This is a genomic window from Actinomadura coerulea (genome assembly GCF_014208105.1).
GTDB classification, from domain to species: Bacteria; Actinomycetota; Actinomycetes; order Streptosporangiales; family Streptosporangiaceae; genus Spirillospora; species Spirillospora coerulea.
The window spans coordinates 4,764,742-4,778,168 of sequence record NZ_JACHMQ010000001.1 but is presented as its reverse complement, the minus strand read 5'-3'; the positions used below and the strand labels follow the sequence as shown (position 1 = coordinate 4,778,168).

15 protein-coding genes are annotated in these 13,427 nt (G+C 73.5%); 5 read left to right on the top strand and 10 right to left on the bottom strand.

Features of this window, described 5'->3' with window-relative positions; translation table 11 throughout:
* The first annotated feature begins 29 nt into the window (after nt 1-29).
* Nucleotides 30-449, top strand: coding sequence for a CBS domain-containing protein (locus tag BKA00_RS21925; RefSeq protein WP_185027803.1), 420 nt, complete (start codon nt 30-32; stop codon nt 447-449).
* Nucleotides 450-473: 24 nt separating this feature from the next.
* Here the strand turns inward: BKA00_RS21925 and BKA00_RS21920 are convergent, their stop codons facing one another.
* Nucleotides 474-1,628, bottom strand: coding sequence for an aminotransferase class V-fold PLP-dependent enzyme (locus BKA00_RS21920; protein ID WP_185027801.1), 1,155 nt, complete (start codon nt 1,626-1,628; stop codon nt 474-476).
* A gap of 125 nt (nt 1,629-1,753) precedes the next feature.
* Between BKA00_RS21920 and BKA00_RS21915 the strand changes: the two genes are divergently transcribed.
* The gene (locus BKA00_RS21915; protein ID WP_185027799.1) at nt 1,754-3,634 is read left to right on the top strand and encodes an ABC transporter ATP-binding protein; all 1,881 of its coding nucleotides are present in this window, start codon (nt 1,754-1,756) and stop codon (nt 3,632-3,634) included.
* 34 nt (nt 3,635-3,668) lie between these two features.
* Here BKA00_RS21915 and BKA00_RS21910 read toward each other — a convergent pair whose 3' ends face one another.
* The 5 genes from BKA00_RS21910 to BKA00_RS21890 all read right to left on the bottom strand — a co-directional run bounded on the left by BKA00_RS21910 (nt 3,669) and on the right by BKA00_RS21890 (nt 6,612).
* The gene (locus BKA00_RS21910; protein WP_185027797.1) at nt 3,669-4,103 is read right to left on the bottom strand and encodes an SRPBCC family protein; all 435 of its coding nucleotides are present in this window, start codon (nt 4,101-4,103) and stop codon (nt 3,669-3,671) included.
* Between the two features lie 17 nt (nt 4,104-4,120).
* The gene (locus BKA00_RS21905) at nt 4,121-4,915 is read right to left on the bottom strand and encodes an ABC transporter permease (protein ID WP_185027795.1); all 795 of its coding nucleotides are present in this window, start codon (nt 4,913-4,915) and stop codon (nt 4,121-4,123) included.
* An 88-nt stretch (nt 4,916-5,003) separates the two neighbouring features.
* Complete coding sequence (locus BKA00_RS21900; RefSeq protein ID WP_185027793.1) at nt 5,004-5,948, bottom strand: ATP-binding cassette domain-containing protein; 945 nt, start codon at nt 5,946-5,948, stop codon at nt 5,004-5,006.
* Nucleotides 5,945-6,256 (bottom strand): ArsR/SmtB family transcription factor, encoded by a 312-nt coding sequence (locus tag BKA00_RS21895; protein WP_185027791.1) that lies wholly within the window; start codon nt 6,254-6,256, stop codon nt 5,945-5,947. Before BKA00_RS21895 ends, BKA00_RS21900 begins: the two co-directional genes overlap by 4 nt.
* Complete coding sequence (locus tag BKA00_RS21890) at nt 6,253-6,612, bottom strand: VOC family protein (protein WP_185027789.1); 360 nt, start codon at nt 6,610-6,612, stop codon at nt 6,253-6,255. The genes BKA00_RS21895 and BKA00_RS21890 overlap by 4 nt, the downstream gene beginning before the upstream one ends.
* Nucleotides 6,613-6,715: 103 nt before the next feature.
* On the opposite strand from BKA00_RS21890, the gene BKA00_RS21885 reads away from it, so the two are divergent.
* Nucleotides 6,716-7,636, top strand: a complete 921-nt coding sequence (locus tag BKA00_RS21885; protein ID WP_185027787.1) for an NADP-dependent oxidoreductase — start codon at nt 6,716-6,718, stop codon at nt 7,634-7,636.
* 12 nt (nt 7,637-7,648) lie between these two features.
* Here BKA00_RS21885 and BKA00_RS21880 read toward each other — a convergent pair whose 3' ends face one another.
* Nucleotides 7,649-8,482 carry a hypothetical protein gene (locus BKA00_RS21880; protein ID WP_185027785.1) on the bottom strand — a complete coding sequence of 278 codons (834 nt, stop codon included), beginning with the start codon at nt 8,480-8,482 and terminating at the stop codon, nt 7,649-7,651.
* A gap of 113 nt (nt 8,483-8,595) precedes the next feature.
* On the opposite strand from BKA00_RS21880, the gene BKA00_RS21875 reads away from it, so the two are divergent.
* Together BKA00_RS21875 and BKA00_RS21870 are read left to right on the top strand one after the other, a co-directional pair.
* Nucleotides 8,596-8,841 (top strand): hypothetical protein, encoded by a 246-nt coding sequence (locus BKA00_RS21875; RefSeq protein WP_185027783.1) that lies wholly within the window; start codon nt 8,596-8,598, stop codon nt 8,839-8,841.
* Nucleotides 8,838-9,302, top strand: a complete 465-nt coding sequence (locus BKA00_RS21870) for an SRPBCC family protein (RefSeq protein WP_185027781.1) — start codon at nt 8,838-8,840, stop codon at nt 9,300-9,302. The genes BKA00_RS21875 and BKA00_RS21870 overlap by 4 nt, the downstream gene beginning before the upstream one ends.
* Before the next feature lie 141 nt (nt 9,303-9,443).
* Here the strand turns inward: BKA00_RS21870 and BKA00_RS21865 are convergent, their stop codons facing one another.
* The 3 genes from BKA00_RS21865 to BKA00_RS21855 form a co-directional block, all read right to left on the bottom strand.
* Nucleotides 9,444-10,193: an SDR family NAD(P)-dependent oxidoreductase gene (locus BKA00_RS21865; RefSeq protein WP_185027779.1), complete on the bottom strand. Its 750-nt coding sequence runs from the start codon at nt 10,191-10,193 to the stop codon at nt 9,444-9,446.
* 164 nt (nt 10,194-10,357) lie between these two features.
* Complete coding sequence (locus BKA00_RS21860; RefSeq protein ID WP_185034595.1) at nt 10,358-13,039, bottom strand: ATP-binding protein; 2,682 nt, start codon at nt 13,037-13,039, stop codon at nt 10,358-10,360.
* Nucleotides 13,040-13,180: 141 nt separating this feature from the next.
* Nucleotides 13,181-13,402 (bottom strand): hypothetical protein, encoded by a 222-nt coding sequence (locus BKA00_RS21855; protein WP_185027777.1) that lies wholly within the window; start codon nt 13,400-13,402, stop codon nt 13,181-13,183.
* Between the last annotated feature and the right edge of the window lie 25 nt (nt 13,403-13,427).

Genomic DNA, 13,427 nt, shown 5'->3' with positions numbered 1-13,427 from the left:
ACGACCCACGAGCAAGGAGTGAGTGAGCGATGGCCACGAAAGTCCGCGACATCATGACCGGCTCGCCTACGGCGGTGTCGCCGGAGCTCGACATCGTCACCGTGGCGCGCGCGATGCGCGACGAGGAGATCGGTGCGGTCCTGGTGGCGGAGGGCGACGACCTGAAGGGCGTCGTCACCGACCGCGACCTGGTGGTGCGCGGGCTCGCCGCAGGCGGCGACCCCGCGCAGTCCAAGATCGGCAAGATCGCGAGCAAGGTGACCGCGACGGTGGGGCCCGACGACTCCCTCGACAAGGCCGCGCAGATCATGCGCGAGCGGTCCGTCCGGCGGCTCCCCGTCATCGAGGACGGCCGTCCGGTGGGCATCGTGTCCATCGGCGACCTGGCGATCGAGAAGGACTCGGCGTCGGCGCTCGCCGACATCAGCGCGGCGCGCCCGAACACCTGACCCTGCCCGCCTGACCCTGCCCGCTCACAGCACGGACAGGAGGCGCTCCAGTTCCTCGTCGGTGTTGTAGTAGTGCACGGAGGCCCGCACGGCCGCTGGACGGGCGTGCGGGTCGTATCCGTGCGAGAGCGGGTTGGTCACGTTGACGTTGACGCCCCGCTCGCCGGCCGCCGCCTTGACGGCGGCCGGGTCGCGTCCGTCCACGGTGAAGGTGACGATGCCGGAGGGCCGCGCGCCCCTGTCCAGGACGGTGGCCCCGGGCCGGGCGGACAGTTCCTCCCTGAGCCGGGCGGCGAGGCCCAGGACGCGGTCCTCGATCCGCTCCATCCCGAGGTCGGCCGCGTAGTCGGCGGCGACGCCCAGCCCGATCTGCCCGGCGACGTGCCGTTCCCACGTCTCGAACCGCTGGGCGTCCTCGCGCATCTCGAACCCGTTCGGCGCCTTCCAGTCCGCGGCCTGGAGGTCGAGGAACGGGGGGACGAGCGTCCGCAGGATCTCGCGCCGGACGTACAGGAAGCCCGTGCCGCGCGGGCCGCGCAGGAACTTGCGCCCCGTCGCCGACAGGATGTCGCAGCCGATCTCGTCGACGTCCAAGGCGAGATGCCCCACCGACTGGCACGCGTCCAGGAGGTACAGGACGCCGTGCGCACGGCACAGCCGCCCGACCTCGGCCGCGGGGTTGATGAGCCCGTTGTGCGTCGGGATGTGGTTCAGCGACACCAGCCGGACGTCGCCCTTGGCGAGCTCGGCCTCCAGCGCGTCCAGCGAGAGGGTTCCGTCGGGCTCGTCCGGGACGACCTCCACACGCGCGCCCTTGGCCGCCGCCACCTGCTGGTAGGCGATCGCGTTGCTGGAGTACTCGCTCGTCGTCGTCAGGATGCGGTCGCCGTCCGCGAAGGGGATCGCGTAGAACGCCATGTCCCACGCACGGGTGGCGTTCTCCACGAAGGCGATCTCGTCGGGGCGGGCCCCGAGGAGCCGGGCGACGGCGTCGTAGAAGTGCGCGATGGCCGCCTCGTTGCGCTCGGCGGCCTCGTATCCGCCGATCAGCGACTCCTGTTCGAAGTGCCCGGCGACGGCGTCGATGACCGGACGGGGCGGAAGCGCGGCCCCGGCGTTGTTGAGATGGGCCACCTTCGCGCAGCCGGGGGTGTCGGACCGGAGTTCGTCGATGTCCACAGGACGCCCTTCCCTCGCGGAAATGTCGTACCCCCGCGGGACCCTGGGATCCTGCGACGGCTTGACCTCAACCTTTCTTGAGGTCGCATGCTTGCTGTTCCAGGCTAACGATCACAGGGGTCTCCATGGACATGGAAGTCACGGCGTGGATGTCGCTGCACCACGCCATGAACGCGCGGGACAGCAGGCCGTTCTCCAGGGCGACGCTGGGGCGCATCGGCCGCTTCGCCCGCCCGCACCGGGGCATTCTCACCGCCTTTCTCCTGCTCAGCGTGGTGATGGCGGTCATCGCCGTCGCGACGCCCGTCCTCGCCGGATGGGTCGTCAACGCGATCGTCGACCATGACGCCACGTCCACGGTGGTGTGGCTGGCCATCGTGATCGCGGTTCTGGCGCTGGCCGAGGGCTCCCTCGGGCTGGTGAACCGGTGGCTTTCCGCGCGCATCGGCGAGGGGCTGATCCTCGACCTGCGCACCTCGGTGTTCGACCACGTCCAGCGCATGCCGGTCGCCTTCTTCACCCGGACCCGCACCGGCGCCCTGGTCAGCCGCCTCAACAACGACGTGATCGGCGCCCAGCGGGCGTTCAGCGACACCCTCTCCGGAGTGGTCAGCAACCTTGTGACCGTGCTGCTCACCTTCGCGGTGATGGTGCGCATCTCGTGGCAGATCACCCTGCTCGCGCTGGTCCTGCTGCCCGTCTTCGTCCTCCCGGCCCGCCGGATGGGCACCCGCCTGGCGAAGCTCGAACGCGAGGCGGCGTCGCACGACGCCGCGATGAGCACGCAGATGACCGAGCGGTTCTCCGCCCCCGGCGCGACGCTGGTGAAGCTGTTCGGGCGCCCGGCCCGCGAGTCGGCCGAGTTCGCCGCCCGGGCCCGCCGCGTCCGCGACATCGGCGTCCGCACCGCGATGGTGCAGCACGTCTTCATCACGGCGCTCACCATGGTCTCGGCGCTCGCCCTCGCGCTCGTCTACGGCGTCGGCGGGTTCCTGTCGCTGCGCGGCCACCTCGACGCCGGGGCCGTCGTCGCCCTCGCCCTGCTGCTCACCCGCCTCTACGCCCCGCTGACCGCCCTGGCCAGCTCCCGGGTCGAGGTGATGAGCGCGCTCGTCAGCTTCGAGCGGGTCTTCGAGGTGCTCGACCTCAAGCCGCTCGTCGCCGAGAAGCCCGAGCCCGGCGAGGTGCCCGAGGGCCCGGTGGCCGTCGAGTTCGACGGCGTCACCTTCGCCTACCCGTCCGCCGACAAGGTCTCCCTCGCCTCCCTCGAAGAGGTCGCCACCCTCGACACCCGCGGCGGCGTGGACGTCCTGCACGACGTCTCGTTCCGCGCCGAGCCCGGCCAGATGGTCGCCCTGGTCGGCTCGTCCGGCGCGGGCAAGTCGACGATCGCGCAGCTGCTGCCGCGCCTCTACGACGTCGACTCCGGCGCCGTCCGGCTCGGCGGCGTCGACGTCCGCGACCTGTCGTTCCAGGCCATCCGCGACACGCTCGGCATGGTGACGCAGGACGGGCACCTGTTCCACGAGTCGATCCGCGAGAACCTCCTGCTGGCCCGCCCCGAGGCGTCCGAGGACGAACTCTGGGACGTGCTGCGCCGCGCCCGCCTCGACGCCCTCATCGAGGGCCTGCCCGACGGCCTCGACACCATCGTCGGCGAGCGCGGCTACCGCCTGTCCGGCGGCGAGCGCCAGCGCCTCACCATCGCGCGGCTCCTGCTCGCCCGCCAGCGCGTCGTGATCCTGGACGAGGCCACCGCGCACCTCGACTCCACGTCCGAGGCCGCCGTCCAGGAGGCCCTGACCGAGGCCCTCGACGGCCGCACCGCCGTGGTCATCGCGCACCGCCTGTCCACCGTCCGCGCCGCCGACCTGATCCTCGTCGTGGAGAGCGGCCGCATCATCGAACGCGGCACCCACGAGGAACTCCTCGCCGCGGACGGCCGCTACGCCGACCTCTACAACACCCAGTTCGCCGACGAACCGCCCCTGGAGCCCGTCGCCTGACCTCCCTGGGCGTCTCACCGGCCTGCGGTGCGGGTCAGGGCAGGTCGGTGAGGAGGTCGTGCAGGGAGCGGATGATGTTGGAGCGCCAGCCGCTGCCCATGCCGCGGAAGGCGTGCGCGTCGACGGGGTCGTCCAGGTCGAAGCCCGCGTGCTCGACGAACAGGCGCGTCCCGCGCCCCTCGGGCACGAGCCGCCACGTCACCGTCGTGTCGAGGCCGCCGCCGCGCCAGCTGATGCGCAGCAGGGCCGCGTCCTCGATGTCGAGGACGCGGCACGCGATCGTCCCGTCGAAGCCGATCGCCGGGATCGGCTTGGCGGTGAACGTGAAGCGGTGCCCGACGACGGCCTTGAAGTCGTTCGGCATCAGCCACCGGGCCAGCAGATCGGGCTCGGTGAGCGCCCTCCACACCTTCGCGGGCGGATGCGGCAGGAACTCGTCCACCTCGATCGAGGCCCGCTCACCGTTCATGTTCCCCCTCTTCCACATCACACCTTGCGAAAACGGGCGACGGCGACGGCGCCCGACACCAGGACGATCCCGGCGGTCCACGCGAGGGCCCGCCAGACGTAGTGCCCGGCGTCGTGCCCGAGGCCCGCCGCGTCGCCCTGGGTGAGCACCCGCACCGCGTCCATCATGACGGTGACCGGCTGGTGCTCGGCGAAGCCCCGCAGCCATCCGGGCATCGTCCCCACCGGGACGTAGGCACCGGAGACGAAGCTCAGCGGCAGCGCCAGGAACCCCACGCCCTGCGCCGCCTGCGGGTTCGCGGTCAGCAGCCCCAGCGCCACGAACATCCACACGAACGCGGACCCGAACAGCGCGCACAACCCGAACCCGGCCAGCGCGGACGCCCAGCCGGCGTGCACCCGGAACCCCACGGCGAACGCCAGGGCGGCGCTCACCAGGAGGATCAGCACCACGCGCACCGTGTCGGCGGCCGCCTGGCCCGCGATCGCGGCCGTGCGCGGCATCGGCAGCGACCTCAGCCGGTCCAGGTGGCCGGACGCGATGTCCTCGGCGACCGCGACCGCCGCGCTCATCCCGGCGAACAGCCCGCTCACCGTCAGCAGCCCCGGGATCATGTAGTCGACGTATCCGGCGCCGCCCGTGCTGATCGCGCCGCCGAACACGTACCGGAAGATGAGCAGGAACGCGACGCTCTGCACGAGACCCATCACGATGATCTGCGGTGTCCGCAGCATCCGCCGGATGCCCCGCTGCGCGACCACCCAGGTCGCCGCCCCGAACCCCACTCCACCAACACCCGATGTCACGGCCATGGCTGACTCCGTTCTCCGCGCCGGCCGTCCCCGCCGTCCCGGTAGGGGGCAGCCCTGAAGGGGGCCTCGCACAGTGCGGCGGTCGCGTTCATGCGGGGGTCCTGTCCGGGGTGGTGGTGAGGGTCAGGAAGACCTCGTCGAGGGTGGGGCGGCGCAGGGTGACGTCCTCGACGGGGACGTGGTGGTCGGCCAGGGCCCGGACGGCTCTCAGCAGGTCGTCGGGCCCGTTGCCGGCGGGCATGGTCACCAGGAGGGACGGCGGGTCGGCGTGGACGGGGGCGATCGGCTCCAGGGCGCGGGCGGCGGACGCCAGCGCGGCGCGGTCGCGGACGTGGACCTCGACCAGGTCGCCGCCGATCCGCGACTTCAGCTCCCGGGGCGTGCCCTCGGCCGCCACCCGGCCCCGGTCGATGATCACGACGCGGTCGGCGAGGCGGTCGGCCTCGTCCAGGTACTGGGTGGTGAGCAGGACGTTCGCGCCGTCCGCGACCAGGTCGCCGATGGCGTCCCACAGCTCGATGCGGCCGCGCGGGTCGAGGCCGGTGGTGGGCTCGTCCAGCAGCAGGAGCCGGGGCGCGCCGACCAGGCTCGCACCGAGGTCCAGGCGGCGGCGCGTCCCGCCCGAGTAGGTGCGGACGAGGCGGTCGGCCACCTCGGCCAGGGACAGCCGTTCCAGCACCGCGGCGGCGCTCGCGCGGGCGGTCCGGCGGTTCTGGCCGAACAGCCGCGCGACCATCTCCAGGTTCTCCCGCCCGGTCATCGCCGCCTCGACGGCCGCGTACTGGCCGGCCAGGCCGATGAGCCGCCGCACCCGGCCCGGTTCGCGGGCCGCGTCGACGCCGTCCACGCGCAGGGTGCCGCCGTCGGGCCGGACGAGCGTCGCAACCGCGCGGACGAACGTCGTCTTGCCGGCGCCGTTCGGGCCGAGCAGCGCGACGACCCGGCCCGGCTCGGCGACGAGGTCGAGCCCGTCGAGGGCCCGCACGTCCCCGAACCGCTTGACCAGCCCGGACGCCTCGACGACGGGGGTCACAGGTCCTCCTCGTCGAGCAGGTCGCGCAGGTTGGAGAGCTTCTCCCGCCAGAACCGCTCGTACGGGGTGAGCCACTGCGAGAGTTCCCGCAGGGGCGCGGGCTCCAGGCTGTAGAGGCGCCGCCGGCCGTCGCGCCGCTCGCTGACCAGCCCGGCGTCGCGCAGCACCTTGAGGTGCTCGGAGACGCTCGGGCGGCTCATCGCGAAGTGCGCCGCGAGGTCGTTGACAGGGCGCGGCCCGTCCAGCAGGAGGGCGGTGAGCTCCCGCCGGACGGGGCTGGCGAGGGCCGCGAAGACGTCCGCCGTCACCGCGCGGCCAGCACGATGCCGTTGCCGTCGGGGTCGGTCAGCGTGGCCTGCCGTCCCCAGGGGAGGTCCTGCGGGCCCTCGACCCGCACCCCGGCGCCGCGCAGGCGCTCGCAGTCCGCGTCGAGGTCGGTCGTCTCCAGCATCAGCCCGTGCACGCTGCCGGGCGCCGCGCCGGGCACGCGGTCCGCGAGGACGATGTTCGTCTCCGCGCCCTTGGGCGCCATCTGGAGCCAGCGCATCGGGCCCATGGAGCGGTCCACCACGACCTCGAAGCCGAGCTTGGCCGCGTAGAAGTCCTTGGCCGCGTCCTGGTCGGAGACCGGCACGGTGAGCAGCCGCACATGTGTGATGTTCATGCGCCCGAAGATAGGTAGGGGGTTGCCTACCTGTCAAATGTAGGAGATTCCCTACGTGTCGGCGGCGATGTTTGCCGGGCGGGCCGGGTGGCAGGCTGAGGGCATGCGCGCCGTCACCTATGACTCCTATGCCAGCGACAACTCCCGGCTGAAGGTCGGAAGGGTCCCGGATCCGAAGGTCGGCCCGGGACAGGTCCTGATCGAGGTCCGCGCGGCGGGGGTCAACCCCGTCGACTGGAAGGTCATGACGGGTGGCCTGGACGGGATGATGGACGCGATGTTCCCCGTAATCCCCGGCTGGGACGTCGCCGGGGTGGTGCGGGGGAGAGGCCCCGACACCCCGGATTTCGTGGACGGCGACGAGGTCATGTCCTACGCGCGCAAGGACGTCGTCGGCGCCGGGACGTTCGCCCAGTACGTCGCGGTCGCGGCGGACGACGTGGCGCGCAAGCCCGCGTCGCTCGACTGGAACCAGGCCGGCGGGCTGCCGCTCGTCGGAATGACCGCGCAGCGTTCCCTGGACCGGCTCGAGGTCGGGCAGGGCGACGTCCTGCTCATCCACGCGGCGTCCGGCGGCGTGGGGAGCCTGGGGGTCCAGATCGCCCGGGACCGCGGCGCCCGCGTGATCGGCACGGCCTCCGAGGAGAACCACGAGTTCCTGCGCGGCCTCGGCGCCGAGCCCGTCGCCTACGGGGACGGCCTGGTCGAGCGCGTCCGCGAGCTGGCGCCCGACGGGGTGACCGCCGTCGCCGACTTCGTGGGCGGCCAGCTCGACACCACCCTCGCCGTCCTGGCCGAGGGCGGGCGGCACGTGTCGGTCGCCGACAACACCGTCGACCAGCACGGCGGCCACTGGATCTGGGTCCGCCCGAGCGGCGCGAAGCTGGCGGAGCTCGCGGCCATGGCGGACCGCGGCGCGCTCACGGTGGAGGTCGCCGGGACGTACCCGCTGGAGAAGGTGGGCGAGGCCTTCGACGCCAGCCGCACCGGGCACACGCGCGGCAAGCTCGTCATCACCCCCTAGCCGTCCCGGCGGCTAGATCGACTTGCGCGCCAGACCCGCCTGGCGGGCCCTCTCGCGGCGCTTGTGCGCGGCCTGCCGCCGGGCCTTGTCCTGCGCCGCCCAGTTCTCCGGCTGCATGCACATCAGCTCACCCGTGTCCGGGACGAGGAGCACCCCGCCGAAGGGGTCGTCCCCGGCGAACCACACTCCGTGCTCGATCCCTCTGGGCCAGCGGTCGGAGCACAGCGGCTCCCGGGCCGACATGCGCGGAGAGTCGCCGGCGCCCAGGGTCAGGGACCGCACCCCGTTGCCGCGCAGGTTCGACTTCTTCACGGGGGAGCGGAACTCGAAGTCGTAGACCTTCAGCACCCGGGCGCATTTGCGCAGGGCGAGGATCTGGGGGAGCCAGAACCTCGTCCCCAGCAGCAGCGCCATCAGCCCCGTGCCGACGAACGGGTAGAGGTAGCGGACGTCCACGGCGAGCGGCACGACCACCATCGGGACGCCGACCGCCACCAGCAGGAGGTAGCGCCCGACCAGGACCTTGCAGTGGTGCCTCACCGGGCCACGGCGGTCGGTCCCGTCCGTGGCGTAAGGGACGGCGCCGCGGAACGGCCCTTCGAGCAGCACGTTCAGCGCTATGAGCACCACGCACGCGAGTCCGACCATCCCGGGGATCCCGAGCCACCAGAAGCGGTCGCCGAGGGCCGGAAGCACGAGCCCGTAGGAGATCGCGTAACCCGGGACGAGCCATGCCGCCCACCACAGCCGGCTCCGCCGACCGGCGTCGGCCCCCGGTCGCTCCTCCGCCTCTGGCCGCTCGTCCGTCGGTGGCTCTTCGCCTGAGGCGGCCGAAGGTTCCGGCATGCCGCTCCACCCCTTCCGTCCGCCACGTCCGAAGAATGCGTGATCGTCCAAGGTAGAGGTGATCGTCCGGGCATGGCCACCCACGCCGGGACGAAAGTTGGTAACTTGGTACCATGGTAAAAATTGAGCGGGTGCAGACCGGCGTGCGGATCGAACGCAACGTGCTCAAGGTCCTCAAGGCGCTGGCCGAGTACCTCGACCTGTCCCTGGGCGACCTGGTCGAAGGCATCGCCCTGCACGCCTTCGAGGGGAAGATCCCCTTCTCACCGGAGACGCTCGCCAAGATCGAGCAGCTCAAGGACGTCTACGGCCTGACGCTGACCGCGGCGGACGCGCACACCCTGGAGGAGACGCGATGACCGGCGCCCGGCACCGGCTCACCGGCCGCCTGACGGTGGCGCTGCCTCCCGGCGAGGCGTTCCCCCTGTTCACGGCGCAGGGCGAGCGGCGGTGGGCGTCGCACTGGGAGCCGTCCTTCCCCGCTCCCGTCGCCGACGACGCCGAGCCCGGGACGGTCTTCCGGACACCCGACCGCGAGCACGGCCAGACCACCACCTGGATCGTCGTGGACGCGACCCCCGGGCGGCGCATCCGCTACGCGCGCGTCACCCCGGGCGTCAGTGCGGGAACGGTCTCCGTCGTCCTGGAGCGGGCCGGCGGCCACAGCGACGTGACCGTCACCTACGAGCTCACCGCACTGTCCGGCGACGGAGCCGCCCACCTGCGCCGTTTCGCCGACGGCTACCCCGCCTTCCTGGAGGGCTGGCAGGACGCCATCGCCGAGGCCCTCCACAAAGACGGCCAGGGCCCGACCGCCTGACCGGCGACTACCTGGGCTTCCGCGCCATCGCCGTGAAGGACCACCGGGAGCCCGGCCTGCTGCCCCTGAGGCAGGGGCAGGCCGTCCACCCGTGCGCGGTTCGCGGGGATCGGGCCGGACGGCGTGAGGACGGTCCCCGCGTCAGTCGACCAGGGCGCCGGCGGAGATGTTGACCTGCGTGGAGGTCAGGCTGGCGGCGTGGTCGGAGGCCAGGAAGGCGGCGACGCGGCCGACGTCGGCGAGCGTCGCGGCCCGCTTGAGCAGGGTGGCGTCCACCATCTGCTGCTTGACCGGCTCCATGTCCGGGATGTCCGGCATGGACTCGGGGACGCCGCCGGTCCGCATCGACAGGACGCGGACCGAGTGCGGCCCGAGCTCGCACGCCCACTGGCGGCGCATCGCCTCGACCATGTCGCACCCGATCTGCACCGTCCCGATGCCGGGGATGCTGTTGGTGGCGTCGGAGCCGCCGAAGTGCAGGATCACGCCCGAGCCCTGCTTGACCATGTGCCGCGCGGCGGCCCGGGTGGTCACCAGGAACGAGCGCGCGATCTTTTCCATGGCCCGGCCGAAGTCCGCCGCCGGCATCTCGATCATGGGCCGGAACAGCGCGTCCTGGGAGATGAGGTTGACCGACACGTCGATGCTGCCGGCCGTCTCCACGACCGAGTCGACCCAGCCGTTCACGGCGTCCTCGTCCAGGGCGTCCACGCGGGCCGTCTCGGCGAGGCCGCCCGCGGTCCGGATCTCCTCCGCGACGGCGTCGAGCTTGGCGGGGGTGCGGCCGGCGAGGAACACCCGCGCGCCCTCCGCCGCGAAGGCGCGCGCCATGGCGCCGCCGATGCTGCCGCCTCCGCCGTAGACGACCGCGGTCTTGTTCTCCAGAAGCATCGTGGTTCTCCGTTCGTTCGAGGTGGCCACGACGCTACGAGCGCGGCCGGTAGGCCCGCATCGGTCATCGAACGGGTGTTCAACGGCGCAGGCCGGCGGGGGCGCACGGGGCGCGGACGGGCTGCGGGGCAGGCGGGCCCGGCAGGTGCGGCGGAAGGCCTAAGTCATGTGTCCGATACCAGCCGGGCCAGCTCCACGCGGCGGGAGACGCCGATCTTCGGGTACGCCTTGTAGAGGTGGTGCCCGACCGTGCGGGGGCTCAGGTAGAGCTGGGCGCCGATCTCCCGGTTGCTGAGCCCGGCGGCGGCGAGCCGCACGACCTGGAGCTCCTGCGGGGTCAGCCGCTTCAGAGGGTCGGCGTCCCCGGACCGGGCCGCCGGACGGTCCCCGAGGACCTCCAGCTCCGCGCGGGCGCGCTCGGCCCAGCACTCGGCGCCGAGCCGGGCGAACGCCTCCCGCGCCGCGGTCAGCTCCTCCCGGGCCTCGGGGCGGCGCCGCCGCCGGCGCAGCCACTCCCCGTACAGCAGCCGGGTCCGCGCGGTGTCGTAGACGCGGTCGCCGTGCAGGTCCAGGGCGGTGCGGTAGTGCTCACCGGCGTCGTCCCCCGCGGCGAGCAGGGCGCGGCAGCGGGAGATCAGGGCCGTGCTCGACGTGGCCGCCGCCCACGACTCGAACGCGGGAAGGCGGGTGCGGGCCAGCTCCGGGCGCCCGGCGCGCACCGCCGCCTCCGCGTGGTCCGGGACGGCGCGGATCAGCACGTCGTGCCGGGCCGGGCCCGAGCACACCGCGTGCAGCCGCTCCAGGGCGGCTCCGGCGTTCCCCTCGGCGAGGTCGAGCAGCCCCAGCCCCCAGGACGCGAGCGCGGTGTTGGTCGGGTGCAGGTCGGAGTGCTTGAGGACGCCCGCCGCCAGGGCGCGGCTTCGCCCGGCGTCCGACTCCAGCCGCACCACGATGCACCGCAGCGCGGTGACCTGCGTGTCCATGCCGATGTCGGCGGCCAGCGACATGCCCTCGGCCGCCGCCGCGTCCGCGCCGCGCAGGTCGCCGAGCAGCACCCGCCCGATCGCGAGGGCCTCCAGGATGTAGGGGAGCCAGCCGAGCGCGCCCCGGGTCCTGGCCTGCGCGGCCATCCGCTCCAGCAGCCCGGTGGCGCCGCGGTCGTCGGCCACGAGCAGGCCCATGAAACCGCTGATGACGAGTTCGACGTTGTCCTCGACCTCGCCGCCGCGCGCGGCCTCGAAGAGGGCCCGCATCCGGGGGACGGCCCCCGGCACGCCGTCCGCGAGCCGCCCGTAGGCGATCAGCCCGGCGGTCACCGGCGCCTTCGGCGAGCCGGCGGGCAGCCGCACCGTCCCGAGCAGCTCGACGCCGCGCCGCACGAGGTCGTGGGCGCCGGCGTCCCGGGCGGCCCAGACGGCCTCCGTCAGCATGGCGACCGCCTGCTCGGGGTCGCTCCCGGCGATGAGCGCCGCCGCCCGCAGCGCCAGCTCGGCGTCCGCGGCGGGCGACGTGCGTTCGTAGGCGACCTGGGCGCGGATGAACGTGGCCTCCGCGACGACCCCGTCCTCGGCGCTGAGGTGCTCGGCCTCCTCGGCGAGGCGGGCCGCCTGGTCGGGCCGGCCGGCGTCGTAGGAGGCCCGCGCCGCGTGGACGAGCCGCCGGGCCTTGCCCTCCGGCTCGGTGCTGAGCCGCGCGGCGCGCTCGTAGGCGGTGGCGACGGCGGCCGTCCCGCCGCGCAGCTCGGCGCGGTGCGCGACGCGTTCGAGCTCGGCGGCGACGCCCTCGTCGGGGCCGGTCGCGGCCGCCGCGAGGTGCCAGGCGCGCCGGTCGGCGTGCTCGTCGCCGCGCAGGACGCCCGCCAGGGCGCCGTGGACGTCGATCCGCCGGTGGTGGGCCGCGTCCTGGTAGGTGACGGCGCGGATGAGCGGGTGCCGGAACCGCACCTCCCCGCCGTCCAGGACCACGAGTCCGGCCTCCTCGGCGGGCCCGAGGTCGGCGGGCGTCAGGCCGAGCGCGTCCCCGGCGCGCAGCACGATGCCGAGGTCGGCGGTGCCGCCGGCGGCGACCACCAGGAGCAGCCGGCGGGTGGCGTCCGGCAGCTCGGCGAGGCGGCGCCGGAACGTCTCCTGCACCCGGCCGCCGACCGGCAGGGGGCCGGCGGGACGGGCGGGCCGCGACCGCAGGGCGTTCCCCAGCTCGATGAGGGCGAGCGGGTTGCCGGCCGCCTCGTCCAGCAGGCGCTCGCGGACCGGCACGGTCAGCCCGGGCGCGTGCGCCGCCACCAGTTCCTCCGCGGCGCCGCGGTCCAGGCCGGTCAGCCGCAGCACTTCCAGGCCGCGGTCGGGGAAGGGGCGGGCGCCGTCCCGCGCCGTGAAGATCATGGAGATGGGGTCGGCGCCGAGCCTGCGCGCGGCGAACAGCAGGGCGTCCAGCGACGCGGTGTCCAGCCACTGCGCGTCGTCGACCAGGCACACCAGCGGGCGGTCGGCGGCCAGCTCCGACAGCAGCGTGAGCGTGGCCGCGCCGATCAGGAAGCGGTCGCCCGCCGGGCCGGAGCCGAGGCCGAACGCGGACCGCAGCGCCGCCGCCTGCTGCTCGGGCAGCTCGCCGAAGCGGTCGCCGTAGGGGTGCAGCATCAGGTGCAGCCCGCCGAACGCCAGCTCGGACTCGGACTCGACACCGGTCCCGCGGAGGACCCGCATGTCCCCGGCGCCCGCCGCGACCTGCTCGACCAGGGCCGTCTTGCCGATCCCCGCCTCGCCCTGGACCACCACGGTCCTGCTCCGCCCGGCGCGGGCGTCCCTCAGCAGGCCGGCGAGGTGGTCGAGCTCGCGGTCTCGCCCCATGAACACGCCGAAACACTACAAGCCGGACCGCCCGCCCACCGGCCGGTGCGTCCACGAAACGGAGAAGACAGGAGAGGCCCCGGGGACGGTGGTGCTCCCCAGGGCCTCGGTGGTTGTTCTCAGAGTGTCAGCGGGCGCGGATCAGCTCTTGTTCCGCGCCCCCTCCACCTGCGCCTTGATCTCGTCGGCGGACTGGTTGCCGCTCACCGTCGTGATCGTGTGGTGGGAGCCGTTGTGGCCGGACTGGACGTCGACCTGGCCGGTCGGCGACAGCTCCGCCTGGTACTTGAGCATCTGCGCGTTCGCGTCACCCATGCCTTGCGTCGGGTTGTCGAAACGCTGCGGGTTCTGCTTCTCGGCCATCTCGTGTTCCTTGTGGATTGGCGTG

Coding starts and splice junctions, on each gene's coding strand:
- BKA00_RS21925 (WP_185027803.1), top strand. CDS start 30: ATGGCCACGAAAGTCCGCGACATCATGACCGGCTCGCCTACGGCGGTG.
- BKA00_RS21915 (WP_185027799.1), top strand. CDS start 1,754: ATGGACATGGAAGTCACGGCGTGGATGTCGCTGCACCACGCCATGAAC.
- BKA00_RS21910 (WP_185027797.1), bottom strand. CDS start 4,103: ATGAACGGTGAGCGGGCCTCGATCGAGGTGGACGAGTTCCTGCCGCAT.
- BKA00_RS21905 (WP_185027795.1), bottom strand. CDS start 4,915: ATGGCCGTGACATCGGGTGTTGGTGGAGTGGGGTTCGGGGCGGCGACC.
- BKA00_RS21890 (WP_185027789.1), bottom strand. CDS start 6,612: ATGAACATCACACATGTGCGGCTGCTCACCGTGCCGGTCTCCGACCAG.
- BKA00_RS21885 (WP_185027787.1), top strand. CDS start 6,716: ATGCGCGCCGTCACCTATGACTCCTATGCCAGCGACAACTCCCGGCTG.
- BKA00_RS21880 (WP_185027785.1), bottom strand. CDS start 8,482: ATGCCGGAACCTTCGGCCGCCTCAGGCGAAGAGCCACCGACGGACGAG.
- BKA00_RS21875 (WP_185027783.1), top strand. CDS start 8,596: ATGGTAAAAATTGAGCGGGTGCAGACCGGCGTGCGGATCGAACGCAAC.
- BKA00_RS21870 (WP_185027781.1), top strand. CDS start 8,838: ATGACCGGCGCCCGGCACCGGCTCACCGGCCGCCTGACGGTGGCGCTG.
- BKA00_RS21865 (WP_185027779.1), bottom strand. CDS start 10,193: ATGCTTCTGGAGAACAAGACCGCGGTCGTCTACGGCGGAGGCGGCAGC.
- BKA00_RS21860 (WP_185034595.1), bottom strand. CDS start 13,039: ATGGGGCGAGACCGCGAGCTCGACCACCTCGCCGGCCTGCTGAGGGAC.
- BKA00_RS21855 (WP_185027777.1), bottom strand. CDS start 13,402: ATGGCCGAGAAGCAGAACCCGCAGCGTTTCGACAACCCGACGCAAGGC.